The organism is Acidisoma sp. C75, assembly GCF_054665095.1.
The window spans coordinates 183,154-205,233 of record NZ_BAAFHD010000002.1 but is presented as its reverse complement, the minus strand read 5'-3'; the positions used below and the strand labels follow the sequence as shown (position 1 = coordinate 205,233).

The following is a 22,080-nucleotide window of genomic DNA, read 5'->3' as shown; positions in this document are numbered from 1 at the left end:
GCCCGATGAGCGCCGGCGAAGTGAGCCTCGCGGCACTCCGCCGCGGGGATCTCTCCGGGGCGCGTCGGCTCGATCTCGCGGGTGCGGGTCTCGACACTTGGCCCGCTGAGCTTTCGGCGCTCGCCGACACGCTCGAATTCCTCGATCTTTCCGGCAATCCGCTGACGGCACTGCCGGCCGACCTCGCCCGCTTCCGCCGCCTGCGCATCCTCTTCCTCTCCGGCACGCGCCTCCGCCGCCTGCCGGAGGTTCTGGGCAGCTGCCCCGCCCTCGCCCAGATCGGCATCCGCGCGGCCGGCCTCGAAGAGATCCCGGAGACCGCGCTGCCCCCGAGGCTCCGCTGGCTGACCGTGACCGACAACGCGCTTCACCGCTTGCCCGCAGCCCTCGGCGCGCGGCCCCATCTGCAGAAGCTGCTGCTCTCCGGCAACCAGCTGACGGCGCTGCCGGAAAGCCTCGCTGGCGCCACCCAGCTCGAACTGCTGCGGCTTTCCGCCAATCGGCTGGAGCGGCTGCCCGGCTGGCTGGGCACCCTCCCCCGCCTCGCCTGGCTGTCCTGGGCGGGCAATAGCTTCGGTCCAGCCTCGCACCTGCCGGCCGAGCCGCCTATTGCCTGGGCGCGCCTGCGGCCCGATCCGCAAGCCAGCGGGCCGCTCGGCGAAGGCGCCTCCGGCACGGTGCAAGCCATGCGGCTGCGGCCCACGGGGGCAGCGGTTGCGGTCAAGCTCTTCAAAGGCCGGATGACGAGCGACGGGCTGCCCGGCCAGGAGATGGCGGCGATGCTGGCCGCCGGCCGCCACCCGCATCTTCTCTCGGCACTCGGTGCGGTTCGCGGCCACCCCGAAGGCGCCGAGGCGCTGGTGATGCCGCGCCTCAGCCCCGATGCCCGCCCGCTTGCCGCGCCACCCAGCCTCGATAGCTGCACGCGCGACATCTACCCGCCCGGGAGCCGCTTCACCTTGGGCATGCTCCGCACCATCGCGCGCGGGGTCGCCTCGGCCACCGGCCATCTGCATGCCGCCGGCCTCTCGCATGGCGATCTCTACGCGCATAATATCCTGTGGGATGGGCAGCGCCCGATCCTCAGCGATTTTGGCGCCGCATCGCGCCTGCCCTCCGGGCCCGAAGCAGCCGCGCTCGCCGGTATCGACCGGCGCGCCTTCGGCATTCTGATCGCCGAGCTGCTTGATCGCTGCTCGCAAGCAGGGGAAGTGCCGGGCCTCGCTGGCCTCGCCGCCGCCTGCCAGGCGCCGGCCGGGGCGGGCGCGCCGGCCATGGCGGAGATCGAACGCCTGCTCAGCGCGGTTTGACCGCGCCCCTCTCGCCGTCCTGCGCGCGGGAGGCGGCGCGTCTGCGCAAGCGTGGCTTCGGCAGCGGGGCGGTCGCGTCCAACAGCGCGTGCATGGCGGCGATGGTCTCGGGCGAGAGGCTGTGGATCGTCTGGGCGAGGCGGTTAGCCAGCGCCGTCTGCTCCGGCAACAGCCCGGCGGTATTGACCGTCACGCGCGGATGGGAAAGCCGGGCGAGTTCCGCCAGCTCCTCCGCGTCATCCCAGATGAGGCCGAAGAACTCGCAGACCTGATGGACGAGCCCGGCGCTCGGCCGGCCGCGGCGGCCATGTTCCAGCGCCGAGAGATAGGCGGGCGAGACCTGTAGCTGGGCGGCGAGGGCCGCGAGCGTCACATGCCGGGCCTGGCGCAGCGCCCGCAGCCGCGCGCCGAAGGGCGTCATGTCCGGCGCCGCAACAGCAGCAGTACGGCGCCGGTATTGGCGCGGTGGGGATGGACGGCGGCCAGGATGCCGCCGCGGATCTGCGGCAGGTTGAGCCAGTGCGGCAATTCCCGCCGCAAGACCCCGCCTTCGCCGGCGCCGCGCCCGGTGACGATCTCGACGCAACGGATGCCCTCGCTGCGGGCGCTGGCGATGAACTGCTCGAAGGCGGCGAAGGCCGCCTGGGCGGTGCGGCCATGCAGGTCGAGCTGGCGTTCCGGCCGCAGCCGGCCGCGCCGCAACCTGTCCCAGGAGGCGCGGTCGAGCCCGGGTGTCGGCGCACCGACGGCGATTTCAGCAGCCGCCTGGGCGCCGGCGGGCAGACGTCGTGCCACGCGGGGCGGGGCCTTGCCGGGCGCCTCGATCACCGCGGCGGCGGCGGGTGGCGGCGCGGGCGGCGCGGGCGGCTCGGCCGGGACGGCGAAAGCGGCGAGCGCCATCGCTTCGGCCGGATGCAGCGGCTTGGCGCCGATGGTCTGGGCAAAGCCCAGCCATTCGGCCCGCTCCTTTTCAGTGAGCCGGCGCGGGGCCAAGGGCCGGTCCTGCCGGTCGGTGGCCGAAGATCGCGGTGCCGATACGGACATAGCTGGCGCCGCAGGCAATCGCCGTGGCGAAATCGGCCGACATGCCCATGGAGAGGCCCGCCAGCCCATGCCGCCGCGCGCAATCGGCAAGCCAGCGGAAATGCGGCAGCGGATCGGCCTCGGCGGGGGGGATCGCCATCACCCCCTGCAGCTTCTCCCCGAAACGCGCCTGCATGGCGGCGATGAAGCGATCCGCCTCCGCCCGCGGCACGCCGCCCTTCTGCGGCTCGTCCCCGACATTGACCTGCACGAAGAGCCCTGGGCAGCGCCCTTCGCGGGCAGCCGCATCGGCAATCGCATCGGCGAGCTTCGGCCGATCCAACGTTTCGATGACATCGGCGATCCGCACCGCATCGCGCGCCTTGTTGGTCTGCAAACCGCCGATGATGTGGAGCGTGAAGTCCGCCTCGGCCCGCAGCGGGAGGAATTTCGTCGCCGCCTCCTGCACCCGGTTTTCGCCGAAAACCCGCTGGCCGGCGGCGAGGGCCGCCCGCACCGCGCCCTCCGGATGAAATTTCGACACGGCAACCAGTGTAACCGCCGCGGCATCGCGCCCCGCGGCTGCCGCGGCGGCCGCGATCGCGGCGCGCACCGTGCCGAGGGCAGCAGCAATGGCCGCGGCGGAACCGGCGGCGACCGGAGCGGGCTCAGCGGGCTCTGTCATGAGCGGCAAAATCCGCCCAAGGCCCCCGGCGGTCAAGTGTCGCGGTGGGGCACGCTTGTCTCGCAAGCTTAACACAAGCTCCGGGAGGGCTGTGGCAAAAGCCCCACAGGCAGCTGTTGCAAAAATGTCAGGATTGCTGAGGCGTCGGCCAGACCGCGCCTCGGGCTCTCTCCCGACAGGGACGCAACAGGCGTTTGACGACGATTGAAACCATAGTTTGGCGGAGACCCGGCCATTCGCGGGAATGGCACGCCTCCGCCACGCCGGCGGCCTCCTGGCGCTCGGCTTTAACGAAGGATGGCAGTTTTCATGCGACAGTATCTCTTGGCCGGCGCGGCCGCCCTCACCGCCGCCCTGGGCCTTGCCAGTGCCGCCCAGGCCCAGGTTTCGAGCCCCGATTTCACCAAGAAGATCACGCCCGGCAGCGTCGTCGTCCGCCTCGGCGGGCGCGTGGCGCAGTGGGCCGGCGTGAGCGGCTTCACCGGCCAGAGCTATGGTGGCACGAAATACGCGGGCACCGGCTTTGGCGGCTATTTCCGCCTCTACCCCGGCTTCGATGGCGTCGCCGCGAACGGCCTGCAGTATGGCGCGCAGGCGGAAATCCGCGAGAACACTGCCTCCAGCCCGGGCACCAGCGCCAGCAGCGAGACGCTCTATGTCCTGCGTGACTTCGGCTATATCGGCCTGCCGCAGCTCGGCCTCGTCCGCTTCGGCCAGCAGGAAGGCGCGATCTACCTCTTCGATACCGGCCGCTTCGAAGGTGGCCCCGAGGGCTTCAACGACGGCGGCTGGAACGGCGACGTGCAGAACTACTTCGTCAATGCCCCGGCCCGCCCGATCTATCCCTTCACCTGGGGCAACAACACCCGCACGACCGACAAGATCGACTATATCAGCCCGAGCTGGAGCGGCCTGAGCTTCGGTCTCAGCTTCGAGCCGAACCAGACGGCCGAGAACTACAGCCCGGCCGTGACCTCGAGCCCGACCGCCAACGACCTGCGCCGCAACACGGTCGAAGTCGGCGCGCGCTACAACCAGAAGTTCGGCGGCCTCGGCCTCAATATGTCCGCAGCCTACATGGGCTCCGGCGCCGTCGCCTATACCGGCGCGGCCAAGGCCGGCCTGCCCTATCAGGCGGTCAATGTCGGCAGCTTCGGCATGACCCTGAGCTATGCCGGCTTCGTCGTCGGCGGCAACACCAAGTTCGGCAACATGAATGGCCAGTTCGAGCCGAACTACCAGGGTGGGGCGACAGCGGTCGGCTGGCTCGCCGGCGGCTCCTACACCACCGGCCCGCTGACCGTCGGCGCCAGCTATTTCGTCTATGACAGCCAGGGCGACTGGTCCTCGCCGACGACGGAAGGCACCCGCCGGGAATACGGCGCGGCCGCCGGCCTCACCTACCTCCTGGTGCCGGGCATGAAGCTCTTCGCCTCCTACCTTTATGGCGGCCGTCACCAGCATGGTTACGACTTCCTGGCCGGCAAGGCTGGCGCCTCCAACAACGACACGATGGCGCAGGTCTTCGCCGTCGGCACCTGGCTCTACTGGTAAGCCAGGAACGCCTCACTTCCCGGCCGGGGTGGTTGCTCCGGCCGGCGGCGGACGAGAAAAGCGGCCGGATCCGGCCGCTTTTTTTGTGATCGGCCACTGCGCCACTCCTGGATGCCCTGCGAAACCGTGCCCCTCAGCGAGATCGCTTCACCCGCGCAGTGCTTGTGGTTTTTTTGCCACAGTGTTTCGTAAATGTCATGCTGCGGCTGCGTTCCGGTTGCGGTTTTGACAGGTGGATGACCATTATTCGCCGCGCTACTCCTAAAGCCGCTCGGCATCTTCTGCATGAGCACAGGTTGACGGTAGGGGCGGAATATTGATGGCCGGTCTCCGGCTTTAACCAGGAGGAATAAATGCGTAAGCTCCTACTCGCGACGGTTGCGACCGTGGGCGCCTCGATGGCGCTGGTTTCCATGGCCAGCGCGCAGACCGCGGCTCCGGGCTCCGTCACGGTTCGCTTGAACGGCCGCGTCAACTGGTACGCGGGCGTTGAAGGCTCTACGGCTGACAACATCAACGGCACCAAGACCTCGACCGCCGGCTTCACGGGCTATATGCGCCTCTACCCGGGCTTCGACGGCGTCGCCGCCAACGGCCTGCACTACGGTGCTGCCGCCGAAATCCGTGAGAACGGCGCATCCGGCACCGGCACGAGCGCCAACACCGAAACCCTCTATGTCTTCCAGGCCTATGGCTACCTCGGCCTGCCTCAGCTCGGCCAGGTCAGCTTCGGTCAGGAAAACGGCCCGACCGTGCTGTTCGAGACCGGCACCTTTGAAGGCTTCAACGACGGTGGCTGGAATGGTGACATCCCGGCGCTCCTTCCCGGCGCTGCCTATGTGACCTATCCCTTCGTCGACTCTGGCTTCAACCAGACCTCGAACAAGATCGTCTACCTGTCCCCGACGATGGGCGGCTTCCAGTTCGCGCTCGGCTTCACGCCGAACAACACGGCTGAGAACTACGGCCCGGCGATCACCTCCACCCCCTCGCCGGTCTTCCAGGCGAATGGCGGCCAGGCCAAGAACGTCATCGATATCGGTGGCCAGTTCACGCACACCTTCGGCCCGGTCGGCATCCAGCTCGGCCTCGACTACCAGTATGGCGGCAAGGTCGGCTACACCGGCAGCAGCGCCGCTGTTAACGGCCTGAACTACAAGGCCCTGAGCGTCGTGTCCGGCGGCGCCACGATGACGGTTGCCGGCTTCACCTTCGGCGGCAACGCGGTTTACGGTGCCTATAACACCTCCTCCTTCCAGCTGGAGCCCGATGGCGGCAGCAACGCGGTCGGCTGGCTCGGTGGTGCGCAGTACACCGCTGGCCCGATGACCTTTGGTGCGAGCTACTTCCGCTTCAACACGACGGGTAACCTGCCCGGCGGCACCGAAGCTGGCGGCGTGATCACCTCCCAGGGCCTGACCCCGGGCCAGCAGGTGGACAACGGCTTCGCGGCCGGCGGCACCTACACCCTGGTTCCCGGCGTCAACCTGTTCGTCGACTACCTCTATGGCTGGCGCCAGCAGGGTGGTTACGACTTCCTGACGGGCAATGCCGGCACGGCGAACAACCGCGTGCAGGCTCAGCTCTTCGGCGTCGGCACCCAGATCCAGTGGTAAGCTGACTGGCTTCGGCTAGGTATGAAGAGGCGGCGGGGTTTTCCCCGCCGCCTTTTCTTTGATCCCTGAGCCTGCTTGATGCTTGGCAGGCGGGACGGTGAAGGTTAGAGACAAGGCCCCGCGCATTGGTGCGGTCTCCTTCTCCGGGCAGGCGCAATGGCATCGACGAACAGGACTTCCCTTTTTCTAGCGCGCGGTTTCTCCGCCGCCATCATCCTCAGCTTGGCCGCGCTTTCCGGCTGCGGCGGGACGGTGAAGCCGGTCAACCCCACGGTGCTGAACGGCGACGAAGTCTCCGGCCCCGGCTATCGCGATCAGGGCGGCGGACTGCTCGGCGCCAACGGGCTCTCCTTCGGCATCAACAAGAATCCGCATGCGACGAATGGCGCAGGCGCCACCGGCATCGGCGTCAACGCCTATCTCTGGCGCGGCGCGCTCGATACCCTCTCCTTCATGCCGCTTTCCTCGGCCGATCCTTTCGGCGGCGTCATCATCACCGATTGGTACCAGCCGCCCGGCGACGCGACCGAGCGCTACAAGGCAACCGCCTATATCCTCGGCCAGGATCTCCAGGCCGATGGCGTGCGCGTCACCGTCTTCAAGCAGGTGCTGCAGAACGGGCAGTGGACCGATGCCCAGGTGGCCCCCGGCACCGATCAGGAGCTGGAAGACAAGGTGCTCGCCCGCGCCCGACAGCTGCGCGTCGAATCCGCGACCAACTGAGGCGCTTGCCCGCGGCGACCAGCCAGCCGCGGGCAGCCCGCTCGCCTCTCCTTCTCCGCCCGCGCAGCGGCGCCGACCGGCCTTGGGGGCAGGTTTGGCGCCGGCGCAAACCGCCCGTCCTCACCCGCGACTTGCCCCGACGCGGGAAGTGCCGGATAGACAGGCCATGACCGATCCTACCTCGCCCGAACCGCAAAGCCCGCGTTACGACTTCCGCACCCTGGAGCCGCAATGGCAGCAAGCCTGGGACGCCAGGGGCTGCTTCGCCGCGCCGGACGTGCCGGAAGACGGCCGCCCGAAATATTACGTGCTGGAGATGTTCCCCTACCCTTCGGGAAAGATCCACATGGGCCATGTCCGCAACTACACCCTCGGCGACGTCGTCGCGCGCTATCGCCGGGCGCGGGGCTTCAACGTGCTGCACCCCATGGGCTGGGATGCTTTCGGCCTGCCCGCCGAAAATGCCGCGCGGGAACGGCGCATTCACCCCGCCCGCTGGACCTGGGACAATATCCGCGCCATGCGCGGCGAACTGAAGCGCATGGGCCTCTCGATCGACTGGTCGCGCGAATTCGCCACCTGCCAGCCGGAGTATTACGGCCAACAGCAAAAGCTCTTCCTGCGGTTCATGAAAGCCGGGCTCGTCGAACGGCGCGAGTCCTGGGTCAACTGGGATCCGGTGGATGGCACCGTGCTCGCCAACGAACAGGTGATCGACGGGCGGGGCTGGCGTTCCGGCGCGCTGATCGAAAAGAAGAAACTCTCCCAATGGTTCTTCTCCATCACCAAATTCGCGCCTGAGCTGCTGGCTGCCCTCGATGGGATGGATCGCTGGCCCGAACGGGTGCGGCTGATGCAGGCGAACTGGATCGGCCGCAGCGAAGGGGCCCGCATCCGCTTTCCGCTGACCGCGCCCGAGGGCGGCATCGCCGATATCGAAGTCTATACCACGCGGCCGGATACGCTCTTCGGCATGTCCTTCCTGGCACTCGCGCCCGAGCATCCGCTGGCGCTTGCGATCGCCGAGAAGAACGCCGCGGCGGCCGATTTCATCGCCGAGTGCCGCCGCCTCGGCACCACCGCCGCGGCGATCGAGACGACCGAAAAGCGCGGCCTGCCGACGGGCCTCAGCGTCCGCCATCCCTTCATCGCGGATGCCGAAATCCCGGTCTGGATCGCGAATTTCGTGCTGATGGACTATGGCACCGGCGCGATCTTCGGCTGCCCCGCGCATGACCAGCGCGATTTCGACTTCGCGACCGCCTATGGGCTGCCGATTCGGCCGGTGGTGAAGCCGGCGCAGGGCGACCTGCCGAGCGGAGAGGCCTATAGCGGCCCCGGCACGCTGATCAATTCCGGCTTCCTCGATGGCCTTGGCGTCGAGGATGGCAAGGCCGCCGCCATCGCCCGCCTCAAGGAGATCGGCTGGGGCGAGGGCGAAACCAACTGGCGCCTGCGGGATTGGGGGGTGAGCCGGCAGCGCTACTGGGGCTGCCCCATCCCGGTCATCCATTGCGACGCCTGTGGCATCGTGCCGGTGCCCGAAGAGCAACTCCCGGTGGTGCTGCCCGAGGATGTCAGCTTCGACCGGCCGGGCAATCCGCTCGACCATCATCCGAGCTGGAAGCACGTCGCCTGCCCCGCCTGCGGTGCGGCCGCCCGGCGCGAGACCGATACCTGCGATACCTTCGTCGATAGTTCCTGGTATTTCGCCCGCTTCTGCAGCCCGCAGGCGGCCGAGCCCGTGCTGCGCGCGGCGACCGATTACTGGATGCCGGTCGATCAGTATATCGGCGGGATCGAGCATGCGATCCTGCACCTGCTCTATTCCCGCTTCTTCACCCGGGCGATGGCCTCCTTCGGGGATATCGGCACCGCCGAGCCCTTCGCCGGCCTCTTCACCCAGGGCATGGTGACGCATGAAAGCTACCGCGGCGCCGATGGCCGCTGGCTCTACCCGACCGAGGTCGAGCGCCGGTCCGATGGCACCGCCGTCGTCGCCGGGACGGCCGAGCCAGTGACGATCGGGCGGATCGAGGCGATGTCCAAATCGAAGCGCAACACCATCGATCCGGGCGCCATCATCGAACGCTACGGCGCCGATACCGCGCGCTGGTTCATCCTGTCGGACAATCCGCCCGAGCGCGACATGGAATGGACCGAGGCGGGGGTTGCCGGCGCCTATCGCTTCACCCAGCGCCTCTACCGCCTGGCGGAGACGATCGCGGCCCTCGGCCCGGTCTCCGCCCCGGCCGAATGGAGTTCTGCCGCGCGCAAGCTCCGCCGCAGCACGCACCGCACCATCCAGGCGGTGACGGAGGCGATCGAGGGTTTCGGCTTCAACCTCGCCGTCGCCCGTCTCTACGAGCTTGCCGGCGCGATGACGGAGGCGGAGAAGGATGCCGCCGCGGCACCGGCCGATACCTCGCTGGCCGCCGCCCGGCGCGAGGCGCTCGGCATGATGATCCGCCTCTCGGCGCCGATGATGCCGCATCTGGCGGAGAGCATGAACGCCCTGCTCAACCCCGGCGGCGGGCTCGTCGCGGATGAGCCCTGGCCGGCGCATGACGAAAGCCTGACCGCGGCGGAAAGCGTCATCATCGCCGTGCAGGTCATGGGCAAGCTGCGCGGCACGGTCGAATTTCCGCCCGGCAGCCCGGCCGATGCGGTCATCGCCGCGGCGGAGGCCGAACCCAACGTCGCCCGCGCGCTCGAAGGCAAGCGCATCGTCAAGCGGGTGCATGTGCCGGATCGTATCGTCAACTTCGTCATCGCAGGTTGAGCGCGGCATGAGCCCGATCCCCCGCCGGAGATTCCTCTCGCTCAGCGGCTCCGCCCTCGGGCTCGGCCTTGCCGGCGGGCTCGCGGGCTGCGATCCGCATCCGCTCTACGCACCGGGGGCTTTCGGCAACGTGCCGGCGGGCGCGCAATCGGTGCAAGCGCAGCTCCGCGAGGTCGCCGTGCCGCTGCTGAGCGACCGCGTCGGCCAGGTGCTGCGCCAGGCACTCCAGGCGCGGCTTTATGGCGGCGAGGTGCCGACGGTGACGCGCTACACCCTCGCGCTGTCCTTCAACGTCACCCAGGTCGGCCTCGGCATCCAGCAGGACAGCACGATCACCTATGTGCGGTTCATCGCCACCGCCCCCTGGACCCTCACCAGCCAGGACCAGCCGGACAAGGTGCTGCTGCGCAATGTGGCGGAGGCGACGGATAGCCTCAATGCCTTCGACAATCAGCCCTTCGGCCAGGAACTCGAAACCTCGGTGGTGGATCGTCGGCTGGCCGATATGGTCGCCGACCAGATCGTGACCCGGCTCGCGCATTACTTCACGCCGAGCGGCCGGCGCCTCGAGGCTGCCCAGAAGCAGGGTTGAGCTGCCGCATGGGCCGCGCATGAAGATCGACGCGCGGGAGTTCCCCGGCCTCTGCCGGGATGCCGCACGGCTGCGCGCCCTGCTGCTCTACGGCCCCGATGCCGGCCTGGTGCGCGAACGCGGCGAGGCCCTGGCACGGGCGGCGGCCGGCACGCTGGACGATCCTTTCCGCTTCATCGAACTCACCCGCCCCGATGCCGGCACGCTGGCGCTGGAGGCAACGGCCATCGCTTTCGGCGGCGGCCGCCGGGTGCTCCGCGTGCGCGAGGCAACGGATAGCCTGGCCGGCGCCCTCCCCGCGCTCTGCCGGGATGCCGAAGGCTCGCTCATCATTCTCGAAGCCGGGGAGCTGACCCCGCGCTCCAAGCTGCGGGCCTGGGCGGAGAAGGACCAGCGGGCCGGGGCGCTCGCCTGCTACCCCGAGGAAGGGGCGGCGCTCAAGACCACGCTGCGCGGCCTTTTCGAGGCGGAGGGGGTGACGGCGAGTGGCGAGGCGCTCGATTGGCTGGCCGCCCGCCTCGGCGGCGATCGCGGGCTGGTGCGCGCCGAGGCCCTCAAGCTCGCCCTCTATGTCGGCGAAGGGGGCGTTATCGATATGGCGGCGATCGAGGCGGTGGTCGCCGATCAGAGCGATCTTTCGGCCGAGGACGCGCTTTATGCGGCGACCCGCGGCGCCGTCGGCGAGGCTGAGCGCGCGGCCGCCATCGCCCTCGCCGAAGGGGCGACGCCGGTGGGTCTCATCCGCGCGGCGCATGGCCATATGGACCGGCTGGCGCAGCTTGCGGCGCTGCGCAGCACCGGCGCCGGGCCTCAGGAAGCGGTGAAGGCGCTGCGGCCGCCGGTCTTCTTCCGGCGGGAGCGCGCCTTGATCGAGGCGGCCGGGCTCTGGAGCGAGGCGGCGGTGGGCGCCGCCCAGCGCGCGCTGCGCGAGGCCGAGATCCAATGCAAGAGCACCGGCCTGCCGGCGGAGGCGGTGGCGCACGGCGCGATCATCGCGCTTGCCCGCCGCGCCCAGCGCCTGCGGGGCCGGTAAGCCGCAAAGCCGGGCGGCGCCCGCGGTGACGCCGACCGGAGGGGCGGATCAATCCTCGAAAGCAGCCGTCATCTGCCGCTCGCCGAGCAGAAAGGCATCGGCCACCAGGCGCAGCGGGCGGATATCGACATGCGACTCCCCCTCTTCCAGCAGGCGTGCGAACATCTCGTAGATGCGCGGGTATTCCTGCATCGCCTGAGCGATGACGGTATCGCCGTTGACGGCGAGGGTCGCGCCGCCATCGGTGAGGCTCAGCACGGTGCCTTCCGTGGTCTCGGCGGTGATCGTCCAGCTCTGCTCGCCCTCCTGCCGCCAGTCGAAGACGGCGCCGAGATCGGCGCCCGCCACCGGATCGGCGGTCGTGAAGCGCAGGGTGGCGCCGATCGGCGTCTGCCTGTTGGCAGGCACCTCCAGCCGCGCCGCGGTGACGAAGAGCGGCTCGGGCGCGATTTCGGTGACGATCGAGAGAGCGTTGATCCCCGGATCGAAGACGCCGAAGCCGCCCGGCTCCCAGATCCAGGCCTGGCCCGGATGCCAGCGGCGCACATCCTCCCGCCAATCGACCGCGAGCCGGGCGAGGCGGCGCCCGGCGAGGCGCTTGCGCGCTTCCTCCACGCCGGGGTTGAAGCGGGAATGCCAGGTGGTGAAGAAAACCCGCCGCTCGGCCTCGGCGATCGCCGCCAGTTCCGCGATCTCGCCCAAGGTCGCCGCCGGGGGCTTTTCGATCAGCACGTCCCGCCCGGCGAGCAAGGCCGCCCGCACCGCTTCGAACCGGCCGGCCGGGGGCGTGCAGATCGCCACCGTATCCACCTCCGGCATCGCCTCGTACAGCGCCTCCTGGGTGCGGAAGCTCGGCAACTCGTTCACCGTCGCACCACGCCCGCTCACGATGGCGGCCAACTCGAAGGCCGGATTGGCGAGGATGGAGGGCACATGCTGGTCGATCGCGATCTTGCCCAGACCGATGATGGCAATCTTTCTCGTCACTGGCGTCTCCCTGGTCAGCCCTCGTCGGGGCCGCGTTCAGAATAGTCCGATGATTCGCCCCTCGGCGTCTAGCCCGATCCGCTCGGCAGCGGGCACCCGCGGCAGGCCCGGCATCGTCATGATGGTGCCGGCCAGCACGACGACGAAGCCTGCCCCGGCGGACAGCCGCACCTCCCGCACCGGCAGTCGATGGCCGCTCGGCGCGCCGAGCAGGCTCGGATCGGCGCTGAAGCTATACTGGGTCTTGGCGATGCAGACGGGCAGATGGCCGAAGCCTGCCTCGCTGATGGCGGCAAGGCGGCGGGCCGCGGTGGGGGCGAAATCGACCCCCTCGGCGCCGTAGATCTCGGCCGCGACCGTTTCGATCTTGCGGGCCAGGGGCAGCGAATCGGCGTAGATCGGCGCGAATCGCGCAGCATCTTGAGCGAGCACGCCGCGCACCGCGCGGGCAAGCTCCTCTGCCCCGGCGCCGCCATCGGCCCAATGCGTGCAGGAGACGAGCCGCACCCCGGCGGGCTCGAGCAGCCCCCGCAGCGCCGCCCGCTCCTCCTCGCTATCGCTCGTGAAATGGTTGAGCGCGACCACCACCGGCAGGCCGAATTTGCGCATATTCTCGACATGGCGCAGCAGATTGGCCGCGCCGCGCACCACCGCCGCCACGTTCGGCGGGCCGAGCGCATCCTTCGCCACGCCGCCATGCATCTTGAGCGCCCGGATGGTGGCGACGACGACCGCGCAATCCGGCGCGAGCCCGGCCTGCCGGCACTTGATGTCGAGGAATTTCTCGCCGCCGAGATCGGCGCCGAAGCCTGCCTCCGTCACCACCACATCGGCGAGCCCGAGGCCGAGCCGCGTCGCCATCACCGAATTGCAGCCATGGGCGATATTGGCGAAAGGCCCGCCATGCACCAGCGCCGGCGAGCCTTCCAGCGTCTGCACCAGATTGGGCTGAAAGGCATCGCGCAGCAGCGCCGCCATGGCGCCGGCGGCCTTGAGATCCGCCGCCGTGACAAGGCTCTGGTCCCGCCGCTCGGCGACCACGATGCGGCCGAGACGCGCCTGGAGATCCTCAAGGTCGCGCGCCAGGCAGAAGATCGCCATGACCTCGGAGGCGACGGTGATATCGAACCCATCCTCGCGCGGGGCGCCGTTGGCAACCCCGCCGAGGCCGTTGATGATAGCGCGGAGCGCGCGGTCATTCATATCGAGCGCGCGGCGCAGCCGGATGCGGCGCGGATCGATACCGAGCGGATTATCCCAGAAGAGGCTGTTGTCCAGCATCGCGGCGAGCAGGTTGTGCGCCGCGGTGATGGCGTGGAAGTCCCCGGTGAAATGCAGGTTGATCTGGTCCATCGGCGCCACCTGCGCGCGGCCCCCGCCGGTCGCCCCGCCCTTGACGCCGAAACAGGGGCCGAGGCTCGGCTCCCGCAGGCAGATCATCGTGCGGGCGCCGAGGCGGTTGAGCGCGTCCCCGAGGCCGATCGTCGTCGTCGTCTTGCCTTCGCCCGCCGGCGTCGGGCTGATCCCGGTGACGAGGACGAGCTTGCCCGGCGGCCGGGCGCTGGCCTCGGTCACGAAATCGAGCCCGACCTTGGCCTTGAAGCGTCCGTAGGGCTCGAGCGCCGCTTCCGGGATGCCGGCCTTCGTTGCGATCTCCGCGATCGAGCGGAGTGCCGCGCCGCGGGCGATCGCCTCGTCATGACCCATGCTCATGCGTCTTTCCATTCCCCTGCGCTCAGCGGTGCCGCCCCGCCATCCTGCCCGTGCCAGCCGAGTTCATCCAGCGTCTGCCCGATGGCGGCGACGGCAAAGCGGATCTCCGCCACCCCGATTGCCCCGATCGCGCCGATCCGCATGCTCGGCTCCTCGGTATTGCGGAAATTGCTGATGAGCACGCCGTGGGTCTTCAAGACCTCGACGAAGTGGCGGAGATCCCAGTCGGGATGCGCAGGGGCGCGGATATTGGCGATGATCGGGCCTTGGAACCGCCGCTCCAGCCGGTCGAGCGCGGTGCCGAGTGCGACCATGGCCTGGATGGGCGGCGTGAAGCGGGCGGCGCCGGGCCCGTTCTCCTCACCGTTGCGGTAGATGTCGGCGAGATCGAGCGTCCAACTGCCGGCCTTGCCCCGGGCCGCGACCAGCCGCGGAATGGGGCAGACGGCGATGCCGAAGCCGGGCAGCCCTTCGAGGCACTTATTGGCGGTGAAGAGCAGCGCATCGATCTCCGGGTGGTCGGCGATGCGCACCGGCAGCGCGCCGAAGGCGGAAACCGCATCGAGGATCATCCGCCGGCCATGGGCGCGCACCACCTCGCCGATCGCCGCCACGTCATGCACGATGCCGGTACTGGTCTCGCTATAGACCAGCCCGACATGCGTGATGGCAGGATCGGCCGCGAGCGCTTCGCCGACCGCCGCCGCATCGAGCGGGCGGGTGAGGGACGCCGGCAGCACCGAGACGCGGCGCCCGGCTTCCCGCGCCAGGCGGAGCATCCGATCCGCATACTGGCCAGTGGCGGGGATCAAGATCTTCCCCGGCGCCGCGCTGTCCGAGCCGGGAAGGAAGGTGCGAAGCGCCGCCTCAACCACGAAATGGCCTGAGCCCTGCAGGCTGAGCGCGGCATGCGCGCCCTCCACCCCGCCCGCCAGCGCGCGCAGCCGCTGCAGCAGATGGGCGATCTCCTCCCGCACCGCCTGATCCCAAGGCGCGACATCGCGGTTGGCCGCCTGCCGCACCGAGGGATGCGTCATCACCGGCCCGGGAATAAGCAGAAGCATGCCGCAGATCTTTCTCCAGTTCTCGCCCCTCTCGCTTGGCATGGAGCCATCCCCGAATCCAGCCCAAGACGGCATCGCAGAGCAGCGGAATTGCTGGTAAGGAGAGGAACATGACCCTGCCATTCACCCTTCCCCCCTGGCTGCCCTGGTGGGTGCCGATCCTCGTTCTGGTTCCGATCATCCTCTACCTGCTGATTTTTCTTCTGATGCCCTTCAGCGTCTTCGGAGTGAAATCGCGGCTGGACGTGATCGAGGCGCGGCTGGACGAGTTACAGGGCGAGATCCGCACGCTCTCGCTGCGCCTGGGCGAGCCCGTGCGCCCCTACCGGCCGGACGAGGATGCCTATGATCTTCCGCCCGTGCCGGCGCGTGCCGCCCCCGCCCCGGCCGCGGCCTTCCGCGCCCGGCCGCCGGTGCCGCCCGCCCCCGATCCCTATCGCTACGACGATGAGCCGGAGCCCCGCGCCCAACGTGGCCAGCGCCCCCTGCGGCCGGAGCCGCGCATCGAGCCGCGGCCGCCCCGCGCCGAACCCCGCTTCGACCGCTGAAAGCTGACCGCCATGGACGAAAGCAAGGCAGCCCCCCGATGCGTGTGAGCGCGATCCAAATGAACCCCGGCGCCGACAAGCGCCAGAACATCGCCCAGGCGCGCGACCTGATCCAGGGCGCGCTGGCCGATGGCCGGCCGCGCGTCATCGCCCTGCCGGAGATGTGGAGCTGCCTCGGCGGCGACCGCGCGACCAAGCTCGCCGAGGCAGAGGGCCTGCCTGCCGCCGGCAGCGGCGAAAGCGGCGGCGAGGCTTACGAGTTCCTGCGCGAAGTGGCGCGCGGCAACGGCGTTTTCGTGCATGGCGGCTCGATCGCCGAACGGGTGGGCGAGCAGCTCTTCAACACCACCCTCGTCTTCGACCCGGAGGGGCGGGAAATCGCCCGCTACCGCAAGATCCACCTCTTCGATATCGTGACCCCGGATGGCCAGGGCTATCGCGAAAGTGCCACCTTCGGCAGCGGCGAGACGGTGGAGACGGTCTCGATCGCCGGGGTCACCTGCGGGCTGGCCATCTGCTACGATCTTCGCTTCCCGGAGCTTTTCCTGGCACTCCGCCGCCAGGGGGCGGAGGTGATCTTCCTGCCCGCCGCCTTCACCGTGCCGACCGGGCGGGACCATTGGGAGGTGCTGCTCCGCGCCCGCGCGATCGAGACGCAGTGCTGGCTCGTCGCCCCCGCCTGCTGGGGCCGCCATCTCGACGCGAGCGGCCAGGCGCGGATGACCTATGGCCGCTCGATGATCTGCGATCCCTGGGGGCTCGTCGCCGCCTGCGCGCCGGACGGCATCGGCTGGATCACCACGCGGATCGACACCAGCATGACCGAAAGGGTGCGGCAGGATATGCCGGTGCTCGCTCATCGGAAGCTCGCGTGAGCGTGCCGCAGGCGCTCGGCCGCGCCGGGGCGCCGCTGCCGCTCGAAGAGCTGCTGGGCGGCGTGCCGCCGACGCGCATCGCCTTCGTCGCCTCCTCGTCCATCCAGGCGCAGGCCCGGCATGACCGGCTGACCGCGCGCTATGGCAACGTGCCGGTGGCGGAAGCCCAGGTGGTCGTGGCACTCGGCGGCGACGGCTTCATGCTCGAAACGCTGCATAGCGTGCTCGGCCGCCCGCTGCCGGTCTATGGCATGAATTGCGGCTCGGTCGGCTTCCTCATGAACAGCTATTTCGAGGAGGCCTTGCCCGAGCGCCTCGCCCAGGCGCAGGGCGCGGCCCTGCACCCCTTACGCATGCATGCGGTGACGCAGACGGGCGCGGTGGAAGAGGCGCTGGCGCTCAACGAGGTTTCGCTCCTCCGCCAGCTGCGGCAGACCGCCAAGATCCGCATCTCGGTCGATGGCCGGGTGCGTCTGCCCGAACTCATCTGCGATGGCATCCTGATCTCGACCCCGGCAGGCTCCACCGCCTACAACCTCTCGGCGCATGGCCCGATCGTGCCGCTTTCGGCCAATCTGCTGCCGCTGACGCCGATCAGCGCCTTCCGCCCGCGCCGCTGGCATGGCGCGCTGCTGCCGAGTTCGGCCGATGTGCTGTTCGAAATCCTCGAGGAGGACAAGCGCCCGGTGGCGGCGGTCGCCGATTCCTTCGAGGTGCGGCGGGTCGTCTCGGTCGCGGTGAGCGAGGAGCGCTCGATGTCCGCGACCGTGCTCTTCGACCCCGACCAGGGCCTTTCGGAACGCATTCTCACGGAACAATTCACCGCATGAACGACCAGCCCGACATCCAGGCAGCGCGCGCCGAGGCGAGCCTGCGCGCCCTCCTCGAAACCATGGCCCGGCTGCGCGATCCGCTTACCGGCTGCGCCTGGGATCTGAAGCAGGATTTCGCCTCCCTCGCCCCTTATGCCGTGGAAGAGGCCTATGAGGTGGCCGAGGCGGCGGAAGCCGGCAATGTGCCGGCGCTGCGCGAGGAGCTTGGCGATCTCCTGCTGCAGGTGGTCTTTCACGCCCAGATCGCGCGGGAAACCGGGCTCTTCTCCTTCGCCGAGGTCGCTCAAGGGATCAACGACAAGCTCGTCCGCCGGCATCCGCATATCTTCGCCGATGCCGCTCAGCGCGACGCTCCTGCGCAAACCCTCGCCTGGGAGGCCCAGAAGGCGGAGGAGCGGGCGGCCAAGCGCGGGGCAGAGGGCCCGCCAAGCGCGCTCGACGGTGTCGCCACTACCCTCCCCGCGCTCACCCGCGCGGAGAAGCTTTCCGCCCGCGCCGCGCGCGTCGGCTTCGACTGGCCGGGGATCGAGGATCTCTTCGCCAAGATGGCCGAGGAGGTGGCGGAGCTGCAGGCCGAACTCCCGAAGGCGGACCCCGCCCGTGTCGCGGACGAGCTGGGCGATCTTCTCTTCGTCGTCGCCAATCTCTGCCGCAAGCTCGGGCTCGACGGGGAGACGGTGCTGCGCGCCGCTAACGCGAAATTTACCCGCCGCTTCCAGGCGATGGAAGCGCGCCTGCGGGCCGCGGGGCGGAGCCCGGGCGAGGCCGGGCTCGCCATCATGGAAGCCGAATGGCAGGAGGTAAAGGCCGCCGAGCGGCGCGCGCTGCCGGGCGCGACGCGGCGGCCAGGGGAGAGCGCCTGAGGCGCGGCCGTGATAAAGGCGTGCCATGGACCGAGCGACTCGCGAACAGACCCCGATCTCTCACCCGCCGCGGCGGCGGCGCCTGTGGCCCCGGCTGCTGCTGGCCTTCATCCTGGTCATCATCCTGCTGCCACTGGCCGCGGCGGCCGTCTTCTATCTGACCTTCGATCCCAATAGCTATAAGGGCCGGATCGAAGCGGCGGCTTCCGAGGCGCTCGGCCGCCCGGTCGCGATCGACGGGCGCATCGCCCTCGCCTTCTCCCTCACCCCGCACATCACCGCGGACGCCGTCCGCATCGCCAATCTTCCCGGCGGATCGGCGCCGGAGATGATCCGCGTCGCTTCCATCAGCACCACCATCGCCCTGCTGCCGCTGCTGCATCATGCGATCGAGATCGACAGCCTGACGCTGCACCAGCCGAGCATCCTGCTGGAACGGACGAAGGACGGGGCGCCGAACTGGGTCTTCACCCCAGAAGCCGCGGCGCCGGCGCCGGGTGCCGCGGCACCCGCCCCCGCCGCGCCGGGCGCGCCGGTGGCCCTGCCGCCGGCGCCGGGGCGCGGAGGCTGGCAGGTTTCGGTGCATGCGATCCGGATCACCGACGGCACGGTGACCTGGCAGGCGGGCGCAGTCTCGCGGCAGGTGGCGATCAAGACGGCGACGGTCACGGCAGAGGGCGCGGCCGGAACGACAACGACCGCGAGCCCCCTCGCCTTCAAGGCCGATCTGCTCTGGCAGAACCAGCCGGTGAGCCTCAGCGGCAGCACGGGCCCGATCGCCGGCTTCATCGCCCCGGCGGCAGGCGCGGATTGGCCGGTGCAGGCGCAGCTGGCGGCCGCCGGCGCTACCCTCTCCGTTGATGGCGGCTTCGGCACACCTGCCAAGATGGCCGGCTACCGCTTCATCGTGACGGCGCATATCCCGGCCCTGGAGAAGCTGCAACCGCTGCTGCCGCCCGGGCTTTTGCCGCCCGGGATGGTGCTGCCGCCGCTGCGGCAAGTGGCGATCGGCGCGACGGTCGCCGATGCCGGCGCGGGCAGCCCCGTGCTTCGGGATCTCAGCCTACAGGCCGGCAATTCAGACCTCGGCAGCCTGCTGCCCGGCCTTAGCCTCACCAGCCTCGCGCTGACGACGCCGGGGCCGGATCAGCCAATCGCGCTCAACCTGCTCGGCGCGCGCCAGGGCTTCGCCTTCACGCTCGCCGGCTCCACCGGGCCGCTGGCCGCACTCCTGCCGCCCGCCACCACGGCGGAGCCGGCCGGCAGCAGCTCGGCCGCACCGGCGGCGGCGGCTCAGCCGGGGGCGCCGCAGCCGGTGGCGCCGCAGCCGGTGGCATCACGGCCGGTCGCCCCGCTCGCGGCGCCATGGCCGATCGATCTGCAATTCACCGCCGGCAGCTCCAACCTGCATCTGCAAGGCGCGCTCGCCGATCCCGCCGCCCTGCGCGGCCTCTCCCTCTCAATCTCGGCGCAGATCGCGCGGCTCGATACCTTGTCCCCACTGCTCGGCTTCCCCCTGCCGCCGATCCCGAGCCTCACCGGCTCCGCCCTGCTGCGGGACGGGCCGGAGGGCCTCGCCCATGGGTTGAACCTGACCGGGCTCAACCTCACCGCGCCGGAGGGGGATCTGGAGGGCGCGATCGGCCTCGCCTTCGGCAAACCGCTGACCGTCTCGGCCGATCTCCGCTCCGCCCAGCTCGATCTCGACGGGCTGTTCGCCCCCGCCACACCTGCGGCCGTGGCGGCAGCACCTGGCGCGCCAGCGGCCACTGCGCCGGGGGCGGCACTCCCGGCGCCCGCGCCGGCACCGGCACCGGGCCCCGCCCTGGTGCCGGCGATCCCGCTGCCTGTCGGGCTGCTGCACGCGGCCGATGGCTCGGTCAACCTCGCTTTCGCCAGCCTCCGCCTGGGCGGCATTCCCTATCGCGCCCTCGTGCTGCATGCCCGCTTGCAAAACGGCGTCTTTGCCCTCGATCCATCCTCCGTCGTGCTGCCGGGCGGGCGGGTGCTGGTCGCGGTGACCGTCGATGCCCGCCCCACCGTCCCGCATGTCACCCTCGCCTTCCAGGCGCAGTCCCTCGCGATCGCGCCGCTGCTTGCGGCCTTCGGCCTGCCGCCCGCCGCCCAGGGTTTCGCCGATACCTTCGCCCGCCTCGTCTCGGACGGCGCGAATACCCGCGCGCTGGTCGCCGATGCCAGCGGCGCGATCGGGCTGGCCTCGGTCAACAGCGTGGTGGATGGGCGCACCCTGGCGCAGCTGCTGGCGCCCGCCGTGCATGCCGCCGGCGTCCTGCCGGAGAATGTGTTGACGGCGGCAGGCGCGGTGCCGGTGCATTGCCTCGCGCTGCGGCTTGATGCGGTGCAGGGCAAGGCGCGCGTCACCGCTCTGCTGCTCGATACCAGCCTGATGGAACTCCAGGGCCAGGGGACCGTCGATTTCGGCACTGAAAGCCTCGATCTCGCGCTCATGCCGCAGCTCTTCCTCGGCGAGATGGACTTGACCGTGCCGGTCAGCATGACAGGGCCGGTCAACGCGCCCAAGTTCGGGCGGGTCGGCAAGCTCGTCATCAGCCAACAGCCCGGGGGGGGTGGCGGTGGCGGCATCGGCGGTTTCCTGCAATCGGTGATCGGCCATGGCAAGGCGGCGCGCCACGGCGTATCGCCTGCCTGCGGCCCGGCGCTCTCCCTGGCGCGGAACGGCCAGCCGGGCGCGGGGCCGGCCGATGCGGCCAGCGGCCGCAGCCTGCTCAACCGGCCGATTGATCTCTTCCAGCAACTCCTGCATGGCGGATAGAGGCGCCCGGCGCCGCGGGGCGATCGTGACATGAAGCGCTTTTGGACCGAAACGGCGGTGGCACGCGAAGGGGAGCACCACTCCCTGCTGTTGGACGGCAAGCCCATGCGCCTGCCGGGCGGCGAGGTGTTGCCGATCCGCAGCCGCGATCTGGCCGAGGCGCTGGCGGAAGAGTGGCGCCAGCCGGCGCCGGGCGCCGAGATCACGCCTGCGCAGCTGCCGCTCACCCAGCTTGCGGCGACCGCCCTGCTGCGGATCCCTGGCCGCGAGGCGGCGGTCGCCGAAAGTATCGCCGCCTATGGCCGCAGCGATCTGCTCTGTTACCGGGCGGCCGAACCGGCGGCCCTCGCCGAACGTCAGCAGGCCGCCTGGCAGCCCTGGCTCGACTGGGCCTGTCGTCAGCATGATGCGCCGCTGCGCGTGACGCAGGGGATCGCCTTCGTGGACCAGCCGGTCGCAAGCCTCGCCGCCCTCGCCCGCGCGGTCGGCGCGCAGGATCAGCACGGGCTCGCGGCCCTCGGCGTGCTGGTGCCCGCCTATGGCAGCCTCGTGCTCGGCCTCGCCGTGATCGCGGCGGCGCTCGACCCGGTAGAGGCCTACCGCCTCTCGGTGCTCGATACGCTGTATCAGGAAGAGCGCTGGGGCGCGGAGCCGGAAGCGGTGGCCCGGCGGGCGGCAGCGGCGGCCGATGTTTCGGCCGCTGCGCGCTATTTCACGCTGACGAGGGAGCAAGCATGAGCTGCAAACGCCTCATCATCGCGGGCCAGGTGCAGGGCGTCGGCTTTCGCGCCTGGGCGAGCGAGCGGGCCGCCGAGCTCGGCATCGCCGGCTGGGTGCGCAACCGCACGGATGGCACGGTGGAAGCGCTGATCAGCGGCACGGCCGATGCGGTGGAGGAAATGGCCCGGGCCTGTCGGCGCGGCCCGCGCCATGCCCAGGTTCTCGATATCGTGGAAGCGATCTGCGATCCGCCGCACGAGCCGGGCTTCCAGATTTTGCCAACCGTCTGAGCTGCCGGCAAAGCCGCGGCACCGGGCCTCTCTTGGGAGAGAGATCCGCAGCCGGCCGGGCTTTGCGGCGCGCAG

At 70.1% G+C, this 22,080-nt stretch carries 20 protein-coding genes; 14 read left to right on the top strand and 6 right to left on the bottom strand.

Features of this window, described 5'->3' with window-relative positions:
* Nucleotides 1-5 precede the first annotated feature (5 nt).
* The gene (locus tag ACYQ7X_RS03230; protein ID WP_459695391.1) at nt 6-1,310 is read left to right on the top strand and encodes a leucine-rich repeat-containing protein kinase family protein; all 1,305 of its coding nucleotides are present in this window, start codon (nt 6-8) and stop codon (nt 1,308-1,310) included.
* On the opposite strand, the gene ACYQ7X_RS03225 is transcribed toward ACYQ7X_RS03230, so the two are convergent.
* The 3 genes from ACYQ7X_RS03225 to ACYQ7X_RS03215 are packed head-to-tail and all read right to left on the bottom strand — an operon-like array spanning nt 1,297 to nt 3,018.
* Nucleotides 1,297-1,731 carry a helix-turn-helix domain-containing protein gene (locus tag ACYQ7X_RS03225; RefSeq protein WP_459695390.1) on the bottom strand — a complete coding sequence of 145 codons (435 nt, stop codon included), beginning with the start codon at nt 1,729-1,731 and terminating at the stop codon, nt 1,297-1,299. The two genes, ACYQ7X_RS03230 and ACYQ7X_RS03225, sit on opposite strands and share 14 nt — an antisense overlap.
* Nucleotides 1,728-2,303: a Smr/MutS family protein gene (locus tag ACYQ7X_RS03220; protein WP_459695389.1), complete on the bottom strand. Its 576-nt coding sequence runs from the start codon at nt 2,301-2,303 to the stop codon at nt 1,728-1,730. The genes ACYQ7X_RS03225 and ACYQ7X_RS03220 overlap by 4 nt, the downstream gene beginning before the upstream one ends.
* Entirely contained in the window at nt 2,281-3,018 is a 738-nt protein-coding gene (locus tag ACYQ7X_RS03215) for a YggS family pyridoxal phosphate-dependent enzyme (protein WP_459695388.1), read from the bottom strand. The genes ACYQ7X_RS03220 and ACYQ7X_RS03215 overlap by 23 nt, the downstream gene beginning before the upstream one ends.
* A gap of 309 nt (nt 3,019-3,327) precedes the next feature.
* Between ACYQ7X_RS03215 and ACYQ7X_RS03210 the strand changes: the two genes are divergently transcribed.
* The 6 genes from ACYQ7X_RS03210 to holA all read left to right on the top strand — a co-directional run bounded on the left by ACYQ7X_RS03210 (nt 3,328) and on the right by holA (nt 11,318).
* Nucleotides 3,328-4,572, top strand: coding sequence for a porin (locus ACYQ7X_RS03210; RefSeq protein ID WP_459695387.1), 1,245 nt, complete (start codon nt 3,328-3,330; stop codon nt 4,570-4,572).
* Nucleotides 4,573-4,925: 353 nt separating this feature from the next.
* A complete protein-coding gene (locus ACYQ7X_RS03205) occupies nt 4,926-6,188 on the top strand; it encodes a porin (protein WP_459695386.1) in 1,263 nt (420 codons plus the stop codon).
* 222 nt (nt 6,189-6,410) lie between these two features.
* A complete protein-coding gene (locus ACYQ7X_RS03200) occupies nt 6,411-6,911 on the top strand; it encodes a DUF3576 domain-containing protein (protein ID WP_459695385.1) in 501 nt (166 codons plus the stop codon).
* A 166-nt stretch (nt 6,912-7,077) separates the two neighbouring features.
* Nucleotides 7,078-9,693 carry a leucine--tRNA ligase gene (gene leuS, locus ACYQ7X_RS03195; RefSeq protein ID WP_459695384.1) on the top strand — a complete coding sequence of 872 codons (2,616 nt, stop codon included), beginning with the start codon at nt 7,078-7,080 and terminating at the stop codon, nt 9,691-9,693.
* A gap of 7 nt (nt 9,694-9,700) precedes the next feature.
* Nucleotides 9,701-10,285: an LPS assembly lipoprotein LptE gene (gene lptE / locus ACYQ7X_RS03190; protein WP_459695383.1), complete on the top strand. Its 585-nt coding sequence runs from the start codon at nt 9,701-9,703 to the stop codon at nt 10,283-10,285.
* Nucleotides 10,286-10,304: 19 nt separating this feature from the next.
* Nucleotides 10,305-11,318 (top strand): DNA polymerase III subunit delta, encoded by a 1,014-nt coding sequence (gene holA, locus ACYQ7X_RS03185; protein ID WP_459695382.1) that lies wholly within the window; start codon nt 10,305-10,307, stop codon nt 11,316-11,318.
* 48 nt (nt 11,319-11,366) lie between these two features.
* Here holA and ACYQ7X_RS03180 read toward each other — a convergent pair whose 3' ends face one another.
* The 3 genes from ACYQ7X_RS03180 to ACYQ7X_RS03170 are packed head-to-tail and all read right to left on the bottom strand — an operon-like array spanning nt 11,367 to nt 15,082.
* A complete protein-coding gene (locus ACYQ7X_RS03180) occupies nt 11,367-12,305 on the bottom strand; it encodes a Gfo/Idh/MocA family protein (protein ID WP_459695381.1) in 939 nt (312 codons plus the stop codon).
* Nucleotides 12,306-12,341: 36 nt separating this feature from the next.
* Entirely contained in the window at nt 12,342-14,012 is a 1,671-nt protein-coding gene (locus ACYQ7X_RS03175) for a formate--tetrahydrofolate ligase (RefSeq protein WP_459695619.1), read from the bottom strand.
* Nucleotides 14,013-14,014: 2 nt separating this feature from the next.
* The gene (locus ACYQ7X_RS03170) at nt 14,015-15,082 is read right to left on the bottom strand and encodes an aminotransferase class V-fold PLP-dependent enzyme (protein ID WP_459695380.1); all 1,068 of its coding nucleotides are present in this window, start codon (nt 15,080-15,082) and stop codon (nt 14,015-14,017) included.
* A 110-nt stretch (nt 15,083-15,192) separates the two neighbouring features.
* On the opposite strand from ACYQ7X_RS03170, the gene ACYQ7X_RS03165 reads away from it, so the two are divergent.
* Genes ACYQ7X_RS03165 through ACYQ7X_RS03135 form a run of 7 tightly spaced genes read left to right on the top strand, consistent with a single transcriptional unit; the run spans nt 15,193 to nt 22,005 of the window.
* The gene (locus ACYQ7X_RS03165) at nt 15,193-15,630 is read left to right on the top strand and encodes a hypothetical protein (protein WP_459695379.1); all 438 of its coding nucleotides are present in this window, start codon (nt 15,193-15,195) and stop codon (nt 15,628-15,630) included.
* 38 nt (nt 15,631-15,668) lie between these two features.
* Nucleotides 15,669-16,505 (top strand): carbon-nitrogen hydrolase family protein, encoded by an 837-nt coding sequence (locus ACYQ7X_RS03160; RefSeq protein WP_459695378.1) that lies wholly within the window; start codon nt 15,669-15,671, stop codon nt 16,503-16,505.
* 35 nt (nt 16,506-16,540) lie between these two features.
* Complete coding sequence (locus tag ACYQ7X_RS03155; RefSeq protein WP_459695618.1) at nt 16,541-17,335, top strand: NAD kinase; 795 nt, start codon at nt 16,541-16,543, stop codon at nt 17,333-17,335.
* Nucleotides 17,332-18,201, top strand: a complete 870-nt coding sequence (gene mazG / locus ACYQ7X_RS03150; protein WP_459695377.1) for a nucleoside triphosphate pyrophosphohydrolase — start codon at nt 17,332-17,334, stop codon at nt 18,199-18,201. The genes ACYQ7X_RS03155 and mazG overlap by 4 nt, the downstream gene beginning before the upstream one ends.
* 25 nt (nt 18,202-18,226) lie before the next feature.
* A complete protein-coding gene (locus tag ACYQ7X_RS03145; protein WP_459695376.1) occupies nt 18,227-20,995 on the top strand; it encodes an AsmA family protein in 2,769 nt (922 codons plus the stop codon).
* A gap of 30 nt (nt 20,996-21,025) precedes the next feature.
* Nucleotides 21,026-21,733: an ATP12 family chaperone protein gene (locus ACYQ7X_RS03140; protein WP_459695375.1), complete on the top strand. Its 708-nt coding sequence runs from the start codon at nt 21,026-21,028 to the stop codon at nt 21,731-21,733.
* A complete protein-coding gene (locus tag ACYQ7X_RS03135; RefSeq protein ID WP_459695374.1) occupies nt 21,730-22,005 on the top strand; it encodes an acylphosphatase in 276 nt (91 codons plus the stop codon). The genes ACYQ7X_RS03140 and ACYQ7X_RS03135 overlap by 4 nt, the downstream gene beginning before the upstream one ends.
* The last annotated feature ends 75 nt before the right edge of the window (nt 22,006-22,080 follow it).